At 35.5% G+C, this 16,150-nt stretch carries 10 protein-coding genes and 1 pseudogene; 7 read left to right on the forward strand and 4 right to left on the reverse strand.

Features of this window, described 5'->3' with window-relative positions; all coding sequences use genetic code 11:
- Positions 1-20: 20 nt before the first annotated feature.
- The 3 genes from BKH40_RS03110 to BKH40_RS03120 are packed head-to-tail and all read right to left on the reverse strand — an operon-like array spanning position 21 to position 5,886.
- Entirely contained in the window at positions 21-2,057 is a 2,037-nt protein-coding gene (locus tag BKH40_RS03110; RefSeq protein WP_095276868.1) for a PBP1A family penicillin-binding protein, read from the reverse strand.
- On the reverse strand, positions 2,057-3,208 hold the full coding sequence (locus BKH40_RS03115) for a pyridoxal phosphate-dependent aminotransferase family protein (protein ID WP_095276869.1): 1,152 nt from the start codon (positions 3,206-3,208) through the stop codon (positions 2,057-2,059). Before BKH40_RS03115 ends, BKH40_RS03110 begins: the two co-directional genes overlap by 1 nt.
- Positions 3,208-5,886: a valine--tRNA ligase gene (locus BKH40_RS03120; protein ID WP_095276871.1), complete on the reverse strand. Its 2,679-nt coding sequence runs from the start codon at positions 5,884-5,886 to the stop codon at positions 3,208-3,210. The genes BKH40_RS03115 and BKH40_RS03120 overlap by 1 nt, the downstream gene beginning before the upstream one ends.
- 242 nt (positions 5,887-6,128) lie before the next feature.
- On the opposite strand from BKH40_RS03120, the gene BKH40_RS03125 reads away from it, so the two are divergent.
- Positions 6,129-7,052: an Abi family protein gene (locus tag BKH40_RS03125; protein WP_095276873.1), complete on the forward strand. Its 924-nt coding sequence runs from the start codon at positions 6,129-6,131 to the stop codon at positions 7,050-7,052.
- A 172-nt stretch (positions 7,053-7,224) separates the two neighbouring features.
- Here the strand turns inward: BKH40_RS03125 and BKH40_RS03130 are convergent, their stop codons facing one another.
- Positions 7,225-8,451 carry an MFS transporter gene (locus BKH40_RS03130; protein ID WP_257842490.1) on the reverse strand — a complete coding sequence of 409 codons (1,227 nt, stop codon included), beginning with the start codon at positions 8,449-8,451 and terminating at the stop codon, positions 7,225-7,227.
- 126 nt (positions 8,452-8,577) lie between these two features.
- On the opposite strand from BKH40_RS03130, the gene BKH40_RS03135 reads away from it, so the two are divergent.
- From BKH40_RS03135 to BKH40_RS03160, 6 genes and pseudogenes are all read left to right on the forward strand, one after another.
- The gene (locus BKH40_RS03135; protein WP_095276875.1) at positions 8,578-10,215 is read left to right on the forward strand and encodes an ATP-binding protein; all 1,638 of its coding nucleotides are present in this window, start codon (positions 8,578-8,580) and stop codon (positions 10,213-10,215) included.
- Between the two features lie 40 nt (positions 10,216-10,255).
- On the forward strand, positions 10,256-11,545 hold the full coding sequence (gene nhaA / locus BKH40_RS03140) for a Na+/H+ antiporter NhaA (RefSeq protein WP_095276877.1): 1,290 nt from the start codon (positions 10,256-10,258) through the stop codon (positions 11,543-11,545).
- Positions 11,546-11,580: 35 nt separating this feature from the next.
- A pseudogene (gene yajC, locus BKH40_RS08940) lies at positions 11,581-11,844 on the forward strand (preprotein translocase subunit YajC); the annotation flags it as partial.
- A 267-nt stretch (positions 11,845-12,111) separates the two neighbouring features.
- Positions 12,112-13,815, forward strand: coding sequence for a protein translocase subunit SecD (gene secD, locus BKH40_RS03150; RefSeq protein WP_095276880.1), 1,704 nt, complete (start codon positions 12,112-12,114; stop codon positions 13,813-13,815).
- Complete coding sequence (gene secF / locus BKH40_RS03155; protein WP_095276882.1) at positions 13,802-14,779, forward strand: protein translocase subunit SecF; 978 nt, start codon at positions 13,802-13,804, stop codon at positions 14,777-14,779. Before secD ends, secF begins: the two co-directional genes overlap by 14 nt.
- 277 nt (positions 14,780-15,056) lie before the next feature.
- Positions 15,057-15,770: a hypothetical protein gene (locus tag BKH40_RS03160; RefSeq protein ID WP_095276883.1), complete on the forward strand. Its 714-nt coding sequence runs from the start codon at positions 15,057-15,059 to the stop codon at positions 15,768-15,770.
- Positions 15,771-16,150 lie beyond the last annotated feature (380 nt).

Genomic DNA, 16,150 nt, shown 5'->3' on the forward strand with positions numbered 1-16,150 from the left:
ACTACTTCACTTGCTAGCACTTAAAATAAGACCTTATCTGTATCAGTTATATTATTACGCGGGAGTGGTGAGATATTAGTATAGTCATACTTCACTCCATTTATCGTAGCAGAGTGTACGCCTTGTGGCCTTTTAAAACGCCTATCTATACTAGGGTCTAAAAGCAAGAGATTTTTTATAAAGTTTCCAGCAACTGGTGCTGCTATCACGCCTCCTGCGTCATTAGATCCTATGCTAGTATTATTATCACGTCCATACCAAACTATTAGCTGTACACTTGGAGTAAAGGCTGAAAACCATGCATCTCTAATATCATTACTAGTGCCAGTTTTCCCAGCTATATCTATACCTTCAACCCTAGCCCTTTTGCCAGTGCCACTTTGAACCACATCTTTTAAGATAGAAGTTACTAGGTAGGCTTGCTCTTTAGTTGTAATGTCTTTGCTAATAGGCACAAACTCCCTTACAGTACCATCTTTTGCAACTATCTTTCTTATTAGATAGGTATCTACTATAACCCCTCCATTACTAAAAAGGCTATATTGTTTAGCGGCTTCTAGTGGGGAGATAGAAAGACTTCCAAGCACTACTGAAGGATCTTTTTGGAATCCATAAAAGCCAAAATCAGTTAGATTTTTATAGATGTTATTAAACCCAACTGCTGAAGAAAGATTTATAGTTGAGATATTTAGTGAGTGCTGCAGTGCATACTGCAGGGTCACAAAGCCATAAAAGCCACGTGAGTAGTTTTTAGGCTGCCATATCTTGCCATCGCCTGCATCAAAGCGTCTAGCAGCATCTGGCACATGGCTTGCTGTTGAGTAGCCTGCATTTAAAGCCATTAGATAGATAAAAGGCTTTATAGCTGAGCCTAGTTGACGTTTGGCTTGAGTTGCCCTATTAAAAGGGCTTTTAGCGTGATCTATACCGCCAACAAGGGCTAAGACTTCTCCAGTATGAGGGTTAGTAGCTACAAAAGCACCATTTAAGTTTTGATAGCTTGCATTAATATCTGCTATCTCTTCATCGCTTAAAGGCTTTAACTTATGGCGTTTTCTATAGCTAGCTACCTTTTCTATATGTCTATAGATGATGTTTTCATAGCCTTTTTTTAAGCTTGCTTGTGCAAGGTTTTGATAGTCTAAATCAAGTGTTAAATAGATCTTATAACCACCAGTTTTTAAGTCTTTAACCTTAGGACTTAAGATTCTTAAAACCTCATCTACTACGTAAGGTGCTTTGTTTTTAGTTAGATTTTGATTATAAACTGTTGGGATTTCACTTATACCTTCTCTAAACTCACCCTCACTTATCCAGCCCAAAGACTTCATGCGTTCTAATATGACATTAGCCCTTTTTAGGCTTTCTCCAAGATGGCGCGTTGGGTCATAGTGAACTGGGCTTTTTGGCAAGGCTGCAAGCATAGCCATCTCTTTTAAGCTTAAGTCTTTTAAGTCTTTATGAAAGTAGCCAAGTGCTGCAGTTTTTACCCCATAGTAGCCTGAACCAAAATAGATTGAGTTTAAGTAGCGCTCTAAGATTTGCTCCTTAGTTAAAACCTGCTCTACCCTGATAGATAAAAGCATCTCTTTAAACTTACGCTCTAAGTTTTTTTCTCTATTTAAAAGGATGTTTTTCACAAGCTGCTGGGTTAAGGTGCTACCACCTTCTGCATATCTCATATGTATGATATTTTTAAGCCCAGCTCTTAAGATCGCATCTATATTAACCCCGCCATGTTCAAAAAAGAGTGTATCTTCAACAGCTAAAAGCGTCTCTACCATACGACCGGGTATCTCATCATACTTTGCATAGAATCTAAACTGACCACAATACTTGCTTGAGTTAGCATTACAGTCTGTGTCATAGATGTTTGCTATAAGGCGATTTTTTCTATCATAGATTTGTGTTACTTCTGGAGGGTTGTAGTTAACTATAGAATCAATTTGCGGGCTTAGCTCTTTATATAATTTATAAGCATAAATGTCAGCAGCGATTACTACTATGATGATGATAGTAAGTATGCTATAGCCTATAATCTTAAGTGTACGTACCATCATGCAGCCTTAACTGAAAAGCTTTTACTTAGTTCTTTTAAGTCCAAAAAGAAGCCTTTTAATATAGTAGTTTTTAGTCTTAAACTTATCCTAAGACTAGGAGTGCTAATAGTTGGTGGTCTTATAGCCCCAACAAAAAAGCCTTTTTTTTCTAGCTTTTTTTGCAAGCTTAAAAGCGTGGCTATATCTTTACACTTAAACATAAAGATTAAAGAATCTATCCTAACGCCTAGTATAGATTCTAGTAGCCTTTGTCTTTTTTCTATCTCTAATCTTAAAAGACTTGCATTTTTATGTATGTATTTAACATTAACTAAGGCTAGGGCTGTATCAAAAAGACTAAGTGAAGTAGTATAGATGATACTTCTTGCCTTAGCGCATAAGAAATCTATCACATCTTTACTTCCTAAGATATAAGCCCCATAGCTTGCATAAGCCTTGCTTAAAGTGCCAAGGATGATGTCTTTTTCTCTTAACTTTAAGTGGTAGTGTTCAAAGATACCTAAAAGCTTATCTCCTAAAATCCCTATGCTATGGGCTTCATCAACTATCATATAGTAGTTTTTAGCCCTTACATATTCAAAGATTTTAACATCGCCTAAATCTCCATCCATGGAGTAAATCCCTTCAATAGCTACAAAAACCTCACCCTTAAAGTTAGGATTAGATTCCATAAACTCTTTTACTTTTAGCTTTAAGTCATAAGCATCATTATGTGAAAAGATATAGGCATTTTTTAGCTTTTCAGTTACAAAAAGTCCACTTGCGTGATACTTCTCATCTATAAAAAGTACATCATTTTTACGCACTAAAGTATCAAAAAGACTTAAGTTCCCTAAAAAGCCAGACCCCACTAAAGTACAAGCTTTAGCTTTATGAAGCCTAGCGAGATAAGATTCTAATCTTTTGTGCAAACTGTAGTAACCATTAACTAGCATAGAAGCCCTAGGCTCGCCTTGCAAGCTAGGTTTTAAACTTTGGCTAAAACCTTCTTTAAGGCATAGTTTATAAGCCTTTTTAAAAAGGCTTTTTTTTGAAGTTAGACCTAAGTAGTCATTACTCCCTAGGTCTTTTAGTTTTGGGTTTATAACTCTTTTAGACCTAAATCGGTTGGCTTTCTTTAATGCTTTTATGTGATTTTCAAAACTCATTATAACCCTTGTAACTCTATGGTTACTTTTTTTAATAACTCTAGATTTGATTCTAGACTATCTTTTGAGTTTTGTACCACTTCTGGCTTTGCGTTTTGGATAAAAGAGGGATTTTTAAGCATATTTTCTAACTTTAAGACTTCTTTTTCTAGCTTTACTTTTTTAGATTCTAAGTTTGCTTTTAGTTTTAGTAAGTCTTCTTTTTCTAAGACCATAAAGCACTCACAATACACCCCAACATCACCAACACAACCTTGTACTTTGGTATCTGTTAGCATAACTTCTAGCTTGGTAAGCTTGTATAAAAAGGGTTTAAAAAACTCAAAGTCTTTTTCATGTTTGCTTAGCTTTACATAGGCTTTATTAGATTTAGAGTTAAGTTTTAGACGTCTTAAAGTAGTTAGTACATCAAGTAAGACAGCAAAACTTGATTCTATATCTAAGTCTTGACTTTCTACCTTAGGGAAGCTTTTAATCATTATAGATTCCCAGTCCATAGAATCTACATCATGTTTTAAAAGGCTTTGATAGATATACTCACTAATAAAAGGCATGAAAGGATTAAGCAACTTCATAGAATCTAAAAATATACAAGCTAGCTCATAAACGCTTTCTTTTTCAACTTTAGCAAGCTCGATTCCAACATCACAAAACTCACTCCACAAAAAGCGGTACATCACACTACTTGCACTATCAAATCTATAAGTATCTAAAGCCTCTCTTAGCTCTTTTACACAAAGATTAAAGCGAGACTTCATATACCTTCCTACACTAGTTTTATACTCCTTAAGCTCAGGGTTAAAAGAGTAGTTAGGATCTAGCTGCGTGGCATAAAGCTCTAAAAAGTTTTTAGCATTTACTAGTTTATTAGTAAAGTTTCTAGTCACTTCAAGCTGTTTAAAACTCATCCTTACATCGCGCCCCTGGGCACACATATAACTAAGTGAAAAACGTAATATATCAGCACTATAGGTTTTAGCGATATCTAAAGGATCTATGACATTACCCTTAGACTTACTCATCTTAAAGCCTTTTTCATCAAGCACTAAAGCATGCAAGTAGATATGTCTAAAGGCTATCTGTCCTAGGTTTTGTGCACTAGCTAGTAGCATGCGTGCTACCCAAAAGAAAAGGATGTCAAAGCCAGTTATTAAAAGGCTATTAGGATGGAAGTTTTCTAAGTCATCAGTTTGCCACAAAGTGCCTTTGCCAAAGTCCTTATTACCCCAGCCAAGCGTTGAGTGCGCAAAGAGGGCTGAGCTAAACCATGTATCTAATACATCAGGGTCTTGGTGGAGTTTAGCACTAGAGCACCTTGGACAAGCACTTGGAATCTCTTCACTTGCAAAGACATGATTACAACTATCACAGTAAAAAATAGGGATTTGATGACCCCACCAAAGCTGTCTTGATATACACCAATCTCTTAAGTCTCTCATCCATGCATTGTAGTTATTTTCCCAGTTTGGCGGGAAGAATGTAGTTTGTTTTTCTGCTACAAGTTTTATAGCAAGACTAGCAGCCTCAGCCTTTACAAACCACTGCTTAGAGATGTAAGGCTCGATAGTATTACCACATCTATAGCATTTAGCAACTGAGTTTTTATAGTCTTCTATCTTTTCTATATAGCCTTTTTTTTCTAGCGTTTCTACTATCTTATCCCTTGCTTCTAGGCGCTCTAAGCCTTTAAAGTTTAAGGCGTAGTCATTTAAGATTCCTTTTTCATCAAAGATGACTACAAACTCAAGATTATGTTTTAGCCCTACTTCATAGTCATTTAAATCATGTGCAGGAGTGACTTTAACACAGCCTGTCCCAAAAGTAGAATCTACACTTGTATCAGCTATAACTTTTATCTCTTTACCACTTAGTGGAAGCACTACACTTTTGCCAATGCACGCTTTATATCTTTCATCATCTGGATTAACCATAACTGCAGTATCGCCAAAAAAGGTCTCAGGCCTAGTAGTAGCTACTACTAAGTAGTCTTTACTATCTTTAAAAAAGTACTTCATATAGTAAAGTTTAGAATCGCTTTCTACATAGTCCACTTCTATATCACTTAGTGCGCCATCATGCGTACACCAGTTTATCATCCTATTACCTTGATAGATAAGGCCTTTATCAAACCACGATACAAAGGTTTTTTTAACAGCATTTGCAAGGCCTTCATCCATAGTGAAGCGAGTCCTTTTAAAAGCTGGACTAAAGCCAAGTGTCCTCATCTGAGATAAGATCTTGCCTCCACTTTCTTCTTTCCACTCCCACACTTTTTTTATAAAAGCTTCCCTGCCTATATCTTCTTTTTTTATGCCTTTTGCTAGGAGTTGCTTTTCTACTACGTTTTGAGTGGCTATGCCTGCGTGATCAAGTCCTGGCTGCCAAAGCATCTTGTAGCCATCCATCCTTTTATAGCGGGTGATGATATCTTGAAGCGTAAAAGTAAGGCTATGACCAATGTGTAAGATTCCAGTGACATTAGGAGGGGGCATGATGATGCAAAAGTTTTGTTCAATCTTTGGCAAGTTAGCACGATATGCCTGCAAGTGCTTATTACCCTCTACTTCAAAGTAGCCCCGCTCCTCGCAAGTCTTTATAAGCCTAGCTTCCCAGTCTCTATCATAGGGGAGTTTTAGGTCTTGTGAAGGATTTAAATCTTGTGTTTGAGAATCTTGCATCTAGCCTTCCTTCTTATGTGCGTTAAGTTTATATGTGATTGATTGAATATTTTAAAATTATATCAAAGGCTATGTTTGCTTATAAAGGCGACTTAACACAAAAGCTCCTAAAAATCAAAATCTTATTGCTATGTATTTACATGCCAACAAAACACGAACAATAAACCATCTTTGATAGAAATCATCTTTGCAAATAACGATTTGTTAGAATCTAGACTTAACAAATATAAAGTGAAACCCGCATGAACAAAAAACCAAAGTTAAACATACAACAGCAAATTGACCACATGATAGATCAAGGGATAACGTTTAATGAAAATATTAATATCCAAAAAGCAAGACAATTTTTATCAGACAATAACTACTACTTTAAAGTAAAGGCTTACTCTAAAAACTATAAAAAAACTGCACAAAACACGTATGTAAACTTAGACTTTGCTTACCTAGTAGAACTTTCTGTTCTAGATATGCTACTAAGACAATTAATATTAAAAATTGGGCTTAATTGTGAGCATATATTAAAAACTGAGTTAAATAAAGATTTTTGCAAACAATATCAAGAAGACGGATATAAAATAGTTAAAAAATTTTTAGAAATTAATGAAAGTGTGAAAAATAACATTGCAAAGAAAAAGCATGGTTCCTCATACATAAAAGATTTGCTAGAAAAATATAATGAAAATATGGCTCTATGGAATCTATTAGAGGTTTTAACCTTTGGTGACTTCTTGAAGTTTTATGATTTTTTTTATAAGGAGATAGGGATGAAACGTAGTAAAAACTATGCATTAGCCTACTCTGCAAGAATTATACGTAATGCAAGTGCCCACAACAACTGCATACTAAACAACCTAAAATCAAAGAGATATACAGCAACAAAAGTATTGAAAAAAGAACTTGCTGATATTTTAAAAACAAAGCAAGAGAAGTTAGATAAAGATCTTATGCGAAATCAAGTAGTAAATGATATATTGTGCTTAATAGTTTTGTTTTTCAAGATATGCAAATCCAAACACATGAGGCAATACACAATAGATGATATAAAAAAATTCTTTAAGCTTTGCACTAGAAAAAATGAATATTTTAAAGATAATGATTTTATAAGACAAAAGTTTATTTTTTTAAGAAAAACGGTACTTTTGCTAAGTAAAACAAGTAACTATTGAGCTTATCTAGATATAATACCTCTGCAGATCAAAAAGTCTTGCTTGCAAGGCTTTTATGGATAGTTTTGAGTAACTATCCTTTTTGCTATTTTCTAACTCTGTACTAATAAATTTTAGCAGTGCAGAGTTTTTATACCTCTTTTTTGCACTTCTACACTTAGTCCAAATATCCCTACTTCCTTTTATAAAACCTACTTAACATAAAAGCATTATACGCCCAGACAAAACATAAAAATGCCCCACCAAAAAGGGCTACTTTTACACCTATATGAGAAAGGAGAGATTCTAACCATGAGCTTCCCATATCTCCAAAGCGATATAAGGCTGTATCAAAAAAGCTTTTAGTCCTATACTTTTCTTCTTCACTTAAAACTACAAAAGCCATCTCACGGCCGGGTTTTATAAAAGCATACTCTCCAACTCTTCTTATGACCATAAAGACTACAAATATATAAAAGATAGGATGGGTAAAAGCTATGACTATAAAGCCAAAAGCAAGGATTAGTGGCACTATAACTAGTAAAAAGCTTATGCCTAAACGCTTAGCAACTTTGCCGGTAAAAAAGATTTGTATTAGCAAGCTTAGGGTTTGGACTATGAAATCTATATTAGCAAAAACGCTTACTCTTTCTTCGCGAGATGCAAAAGCTAGCTTTACAACTCTAGCTTGCTCTAAATACAAAAAGGTGTTAGCAGCAGTAGTAAGAAGGATAAAAGCGGCTATTAAAAGTAGATACTTAGACTTTAAGATTAAAGAGATTCCATTAAAAGGATTTTTAGGGTTTATAACTAAGTCTTTGCTTTTTGCTCCTTTAAGTATCAAAGTAGATAAAAAAGCAGACATTAATAATAAAAGTGCACTTACTAAAAGGAGGTTTTCTAAACCTAAGACTTTAGAAAGCAAGGAAGTAAAAAGTGCCCCTATAATAGAGCCTAAAGACGCCCCGGCAAAGACTATGCCAAAAAGGCGCTTTGAAGTCTCTTTATCAAATCTATCAGCTAAAAGCAAAAAACCAGTAGATATAACAAAGAGGTTAAAAACACTAGCCCAGACAAAAAACACCCTAGCCCCCCAAAGTGTCTCTCCATAATTTATAAAAAAGATATAAAACAAAAATATATTTAATGTAAAAAATAAAAAGATGATAACTATATAGTGCCCTCTTTTAACTCTAGCACTAAGGTACATCCCAGCAAAAACTGCTACTAAGCTAAAGATAAAAGTCGCCATAAAAAGCCACTTTATATCATGCAGTGCCCCAACTGTGGCTAGAGCATCCCTAAGTGGTTTTAAGATACTATAACTACAAAATATACTAAAAAGAAAAGCAAAGCTTATAATTAGGATTTTAAAGTCATTAGCTGGGACAGATAAGATTTTAGAGATTAGTTTTATCAAATATCCCTCTCCATAAAAATTAAATCAGCAAAAAGATTCTATCATTAGAATAATCTTAATCTTTAAACTCAAAGCTTAATCTACTTTGAAGTAGAGATTAGCAACTTTTACAAAGGCAAAACTATAATGAACAACTTGCTAGAGTTCTTATCCGAAGATGATATAACAAAAACAACAGTTTTTAAGTTCTTAAACTGTAACGCCTCACTAGCTAGTATTTTAAGAAAGCTATTACAGATGCATTTAAGTGGTATAGATGGAGTAAGTGTTTTAACGCTTGTAACTAACACCTACAAAGCAAGTGGCGCTGAAGTGCTTCCTTACTTAAAAGACCTACAAACCCTAATGAATCTAGGCTGGATAGTAAACACTAATAATGCAGCACTTTTAAGCATGCTAAAAGAAGAGCTTTATTTAAGTCATAGCTTTTTAAAACTACTTGAAGGTGGCACAAGTTTTGAGTTACCTCATAGCGGTTATAAAAATAATCTTGAATATTTAAAAGATGAATTTAGCCTAATAGATCTAATCTTTAAGACTAGAAACGCAAAGCACAACTTAGTCACAGGTCTTAAAAAGCAAATAGATTCTAGACTTAAGCTAACTAAGATCCCACTTGAGCTACCCCGCATAGCAAAAGAGTTTAAGCTAAACGAAAAAGAAAGGCTTTTACTTTTGGGGCTAACTAAGCTTAAATACGACCAAGGTAATCAAAACTATATCTGGGAGCTAGTAAATATACTTGGGCAAAACGAAGGTGAAAAACTACTTATATCTAATATGCTAGATGATAAGCTAGTGCGTCTTGGACTAGTAGAAGTTGACTTTATAAGCCTAGGTGCTACAAAGTCGCAAATAGAAGACTTATGTATAGATAGAAACATCTATAACCGTATAGTTAATATAAAAACTAAAAGCTATGAAGGCCTAGAAAACCATGATCTTTTTGAGATTATAAAGCCAAAAGTAAGTCTTGAAGACGTCATCTTGCCTGCTAAGACTAAAGAGATGTTAAATGTCTTAGTAGAGCACATGGATGCTAACATCCACAAAAAGCTAAAAGCTTGGAAGCTAGTAGAAAAATCAGGCATAAACGCACGCATACTCTTTCATGGCCTAAGTGGCACAGGTAAAACCCTAAGTGCAAAAGCCTTAGCAAAAAGTCTTCATAGAGACTTACTAAGCCTAGATTGCTCTAAGATTCTATCAATGTATGTAGGAGAGAGTGAAAAAAATGTAAGGCGTGTTTTTGATGAGTACAACTACATAAAGCAAGACAAAAAGCTAAGCCCTATCTTACTTTTAGATGAAGCAGATCAGTTCTTAAGTGCAAGAGGTGGCTTAAGTGGAGTAGATAAGATGCATAATCAAATGCAAAATATCTTCTTAGAGCAGCTTGAAAAGTTTGATGGAATCCTAATTGCCACTACTAACTTACTAGATAGTTTTGATAGTGCTTTTTCAAGGCGTTTTAACTATAAGATAAGATTTGACAGCCCAACTAAGGAAAACAGACTAAAAATCTGGGAACTTCACCTTCCAAAAAATGCCAAGTTTGATAAAAGCAAAGATGAACTTTTAGCTGAGCTTAGTGCTTATGAGTTAAGTGGTGGGCAAATAAGCCTTATAGTTAAAAACACAGCCTATAAAGTTGCAGCGAGAAAAGATTCTACATTTTGCCTAAGCGACTTTTTAGAATCTATCCAAAATGAAAGAGATGGCAACTTTGATAGTAGCAAATCTATAGGCTTTATGCTAAATTAAAAAGAAGTTAACCCAATTTCTAAGGACTAGAGGGAGTAATATGAAACTAAGAAGAGCTTTATATCACTTTATAACAAGTGAATCTTTTGGCGGTATTTTTTTATTCATCTGCGGTGTTTTAGCACTGATTGTTGCTAACTCCCCTGCTAAAGACTTATATCATGAGTTCTTTGAAGGCGACCTTGGAGTAACCTTTCATGGAGTGTTTTATGGCTTTAGTTTAAACCACTGGGTTAATGACGTTTTGATGGCCTTTTTCTTCCTTATGGTAGGGCTTGAGATCAAAAAAGAAATACTTTTTGGCGAGCTAAATGGCTTTAAAAAAGCGGCCTTTCCAGTCATGGCAGCCATTGGCGGTATGATAGCCCCGGGTCTAATCTACTTCTTTTTAAATAAGGGCACAGGTAGTTATCATGGCTTTGGAATCCCAATGGCTACAGATATAGCCTTTGCCTTAGGCGTTATGATGATGCTAGGGAAAAACGTCCCTACTAGCTTAAAGCTTTTTTTAGTAACCCTTGCAGTAGCAGATGACTTAGGTGCTATCTTAGTTATAGCCATCTTTTATACTAATGACTTAAATCTTATCTGGCTTGGAATCTCAGTCATAATAACTATCATACTAATAATCATAAACAGACTCGGTGTTAAAAACCTTTTTGTGTATCTAATCTTTGGCGTGCTTTTATGGTTTAGTGTACATTTTAGCCATATACACGCAACCATTGCCGCAGTTGTGCTTGCCTTTTGCATACCTGCAACTGCTAAAAAAGACTTTAACTTTTTTAGTTTTAAGTTAAAAGAAGCGGCTAAGATTAGCCCTGATAGCAACTCTGTGCTTTTAGATGATGAGAAAAATCACGCCCTGCATGACTTAAGAAACACTTCCAAAGAAGTACAAAGCCCACTTTTAAGGCTAGAACATATGATAGCACCTTGGTCTGCTTACTTCATCATGCCAGTTTTTGCCTTTGCAAATGCCGGAGTTACTATAAGCTCTAGCTTTAATCTTGGAATCGATCATATATTCTTAGGTGTAGTGCTTGGTCTTGTGGTAGGAAAGCCTCTTGGTATCATCATAACTACTATTTTATGCGAAAAATTAGGCATAGCAAAAAGGCCAACAGGCATATCTTGGATGCACATCTTAGGGGCTGGTATACTAGCTGGCATTGGATTTACTATGTCTATATTTGTCTCAAATCTAGCCTTTGTCCCAGAAGATTCAAAAGACCTAGCTAAGATTTCAATTCTTATAGCTTCAGTCGTCGCTGGAATAATTGGCGCTATATTTTTATACTTTTATAACAAAATCAAAACTAAGATTTGATAGAATAAAAGCTTACATCACCAAAAAGGACTTTTATGGACACTAAGTTTCTCACCTCAATCATACCTCTAATAATCATCATTTTGATTTTCTACTTCCTTATTATAAGGCCGCAAAGAAATAATCAAAAGAAACATAAAGAGATGATTAATAATCTGAAAAAGGGAGATAAGATAATAACTAATGGCGGATTTATCTGCGAAGTAATAAAAGCAGAAGAAAACTTCATCACAGTTAAACTTAACGAAGACACAAAAGTAAAAGTCGCTAGAGAGTACGTTGCCTCAAAGATAGATGATATAAATGACTTGCCAAGTGCTTCTGAGCCTACAAAAGACAAAGAAAAAATCAAAGAGGAAAAAAAGCTTGAGAAAAAAGAAGCTAAAAGAGAACACCACAAACTAGGTGCTAAAGAGCACCAAGAAGAAGAGGCTAAAGCTATAGAAGAAAAAATAGCAACCATAGAAGAGAAAAAAGAAGAAAAGAAAGAGGCTAAAGCTAAAAAGCTTGAAGAAGAAGCAAGTGATTCTAAAAGTGTAGAATCTAAAGATGAAGACCGCAAGTAAATGGCACAGCTAAAACCTCACTCACCCGCTAAAAAGAAGCCTTTTAACTATAGGCTTCTTACTCTAATAATTGCTGCTATCTTAGGTGTAGTCTTAAGCATACCTTCTTTTTTCCAAGGGGGTAATCAGTTTAAAGACATGCCTAAGATCACTCTTGGGCTTGATCTACAAGGTGGTTTAAGTCTGCTTTTAAATGTAGATACTAAGGCTGCTATAAAAAGTAAGTATACATCTATGGCAAGTGCTATCAACTTCCAAACAAAAGATAAAAATGTACTAATCTCTGGTCTTAAAACAACTAACAACTCACTAACTTTTAATATCTTAGATTCTAGTGAATCTAAAAAAGTAGATTCTATCCTTAGTGATATACAAGGCATAGTAGTTAAGAAAAATGCAAACTCTTATGCCATAACCTTAAGTGACGAAGAAAGACTAAAGACAGCAAAAAGTGCACTAGATCAAGCCATAGCTACTATTAGAAACAGACTTGATAAGTTTGGACTAAGTGAGCCTAGCGTTTCAAGGCAAGGAGAAGATCAAATCCTTGTTGAAATGCCCGGCATAAAAACCAATGCCGAACAACAAAGGCTAATAGATCTAATATCAAGAAGTGCAAAGTTAGAGTTAATGGCAGTGGATGAGGATAGAAATCCACGCGTAGCACAGATGAGTGAGGCAGAGGCTACAAGCTATGGAGATACCATACTTCCTTATAGCGACCAAAGCCAAGCTAAGCTTTTAGTTAAAGCCATACCTATTATAGATGGCTCCATGCTAACTGATGCCCAAGCTATGATAGGGCATGATAGTGGATCACCAGTAGTAAGCTTCCAGCTTAATAGCGTGGGTGCTAAGATCTTTGCTGACTTTTCAGCTAATAATATAAAAAAGAGGATGGCTATAGTCTTAGATGGCAAAGTTTTCTCAGCCCCAGTTATACAAGAGCGTATAGGTGGAGGCACTGGTCAGATAAGTGGTGGCTTTACTATGCAGCAAGCAAGCGACTTAGCTATAACTCTAAGAAGTGGTGCCCTTGCTGCGCCAGTTAGCGTAGTAGAAAAAAGAAGTGTGGGGCCAAGTCTTGGAGCAGATTCTATAAGGGCATCTTTTATAGCCTTAGTAGCTGGCTTTGTGCTAGTTGTTATCTTTATGCTAGCTTATTACTCTATGGCTGGTGTTTTTGCTTGTATAGCTTTGATAGTAAATCTATTTTTAATAATTGCTGTTATGGCTATCTTTGGGGCAACGCTTACGCTTCCGGGCATGGCTGGTATAGTGCTAACTGTTGGTATGGCAGTAGATGCTAACATCATCATTAATGAGCGGATACGGGAGGCACTAAAAGAAGGCTTAGGGGTTATAAACTCCATCAAAACGGGCTATGCGAACGCTTCAAGGGCTATCTTTGATGCAAACGTAACTTCTCTTATAGCTTCCTTACTCTTATATATCTATGGAACTGGTGCTATAAAAGGCTTTGCCATAACTACAGGTATAGGTATCCTTGCTTCTATAATCACAGCCATAATAGGTACTCATGGAATCTATTTATGGTTAGGCGAGAAAATGGCTAGAAGCCATAGAACTTACTTCTGGTTTGGTATAACTTTACATCCTGAATCCTCACAAAAAGATGAGACAAAAAATGAACTCACCAAGCAAAATAAAAAAGACCTAAAGGTAGCACATGGAAATCTTTAAAAAACACTCCGTTTTTGACTTTGTCAAGTGGAGTAAGTACGGTCTTAGTTTATCTGTAATACTAGTGATAATTTGTCTATGGCTCTTTTTTGGCGTAGGCTTTACTCCGGGCGTTGACTTTGCTGGGGGAAGTGTGGCGCAGTTAAAGTATAACAACGTACAAGAAGCACCTATAACTGAGATAAGAAAAGCCCTTGATAAAGACAAGAGATTTGATAACTTTCAAGTAAGTGAGTTTGGAAACAAAACAGAAGTCATCATAAAGCTACCTTATAACGCAAGCGTAAAGATGAACGACCTTGATGGAATCTTGCATAAAGAGTTAGCCCATACTGGAAGCTTTGATATAAGAAAGCTTGACAGCGTGGGCCCAAAAGTGGGTAATGAACTTGCAAAAAGTGCCATACTTTCTTTAGGTCTTGCAACCATCGCCATGATGGCATATGTAAGCTTTAGGTATGAGTGGCGTTTTGCCCTAGCAAGCATCATAACTCTAGTGCATGATATAGTTATAACAGCTGCTAGTGTCATCGTCTTTCATGTAGACTTAAACCTTGAAGTCATAGCAGCTTTGCTAACCTTGCTAGGATACTCGATTAATGACACCATAATCATCTTTGATCGGATACGGGAGAAAATGCTAGAAGGAAAAACTGATGATATAAACCTCGCTATAAATGAAGCTATATCTAATACCCTCTCAAGGACAGTTTTTACTTCACTAACTATGTTCCTTGTTGTGCTTACTTTGTACATTTTTGGCGGACAAATCATCATAGGTTTTTCTCTCCCACTTTTAGTTGGAGTTGTGTTTGGTACCTACAGCTCGATGTTTGTGGCACCTAAGCTTGCTTTGCTTTTTGGCTTTTCTATCAAAAAGTACCATGCAAAAGAGCTTGCTAAGGCTAAAAAGCGTGAAGAAAAGAAAAAACTTAGATCAATGTATGAAAGTGGTCAAGTTTAACGATCATGATTTATATATAATTTATATGCTAAAAGTTAGGTTTTAGCTTAACTTCCTAGCATATAAATAACTTTTACTTTCCTTTTTTAACTATTTTAACAAGATAAAATTTTTCAAAAAGGAAAGTAAAGTTTAATTATCTCCAAAAAATTAACTTTTTTTTTACTATTTTCATTTTTTTATTTAAATTCTTAAAACATTTTCCAAAAAAAAGATGGCACAATTATATCCACAACGAAATTGCAACTCGCAAAAGACTTAAAAAAAAGGATTTTAAATGGTAAAACAGATACTTTTAGCTTCTAGCTTAATACTTAGTTTTAATGGATTTGCACTAGCTGCTACGAAGGCAGAACAAGCACGTATAGATAAGGCCCGTGCTGAAAAAGCAAGGGCGGATAAAGCTCGCGCTGAAAGACTTAAGGCTGAAAAAGCACGTGCTGAGCAGGCTGCAAAAGATGCAGCTATAGCTAAAGAAAACGCTAAACCTTTAGAAGGCTTTAAAATCATGCTAGGTGGTACTTTAGGTGTTGGTATAGGTGCAGGTGTATCACCATCAGATCCAAATGCGATTAATAATCCACCTTCTGGTCTTAACCTTGGGCTTAAAACAGGTATATCCTACTTTTCAACTGCAACTGGTGGCAGCACAGTAGGCCTAGAAGCTAACTCTACTATAGGTGTAAGAAATATAGACTTTGCTAACTCATACACTCCTCAGTATGCCTTTAGCTTTGACTTTTTACAACTCTTCCAAGCAGGTGAGTACGCAAAAGTGGGTTATACAGTAGGTGCTGGTGTGACAGTTAGAAACTCTAATAGTAGTGGCACACCTTATACCATACTTCCTACGCTAAAAGTAGGCGTAGCTGCCCTTGCTAACAACCACCAAAAGTTCTCACTTGACTGGGTATCCTACCTTCAACAAAACTCTGGTGCCCCATATAGCTCTGACATAATGCTAACTTATGCTTACTACTTTGGTAAGTAAGAACTAACACTCAGTCCTTTTTTTTGGAATCTAGACTTTTTAGATTCCAAGAAGCTTATTACTTCTTTTAAAAAACTTTCACTCTTAAAACTTGTTAGCAAACTAGCCTAGCTTAAAGCTAGAAGATATCGCCTAAACTTTCAATAATAGACTTACTTTCAAAGCTTGATTGCTTCGCTTATCTAAATACCTTCTAGCAATTACTATATGATATATATTTGATTGAAAATACGTGTTTTACCAAAAGCTATGTTATTTGCAAAGGGTTTAGCCCTGTGGCAAATATGTAGTCTTTAGTGTTAAAAAGCAAGCCACTTCACTTTATCTTAGCATCCCCCTCTTCCGCTTAAAAAAAACAAATAGGAACTTAAAAAGCTAAG

Origin of the sequence: Helicobacter sp. 11S02629-2 (genome assembly GCF_002272875.1) — a bacterium.
Lineage (GTDB): Bacteria > Campylobacterota > Campylobacteria > Campylobacterales > Helicobacteraceae > Helicobacter_I.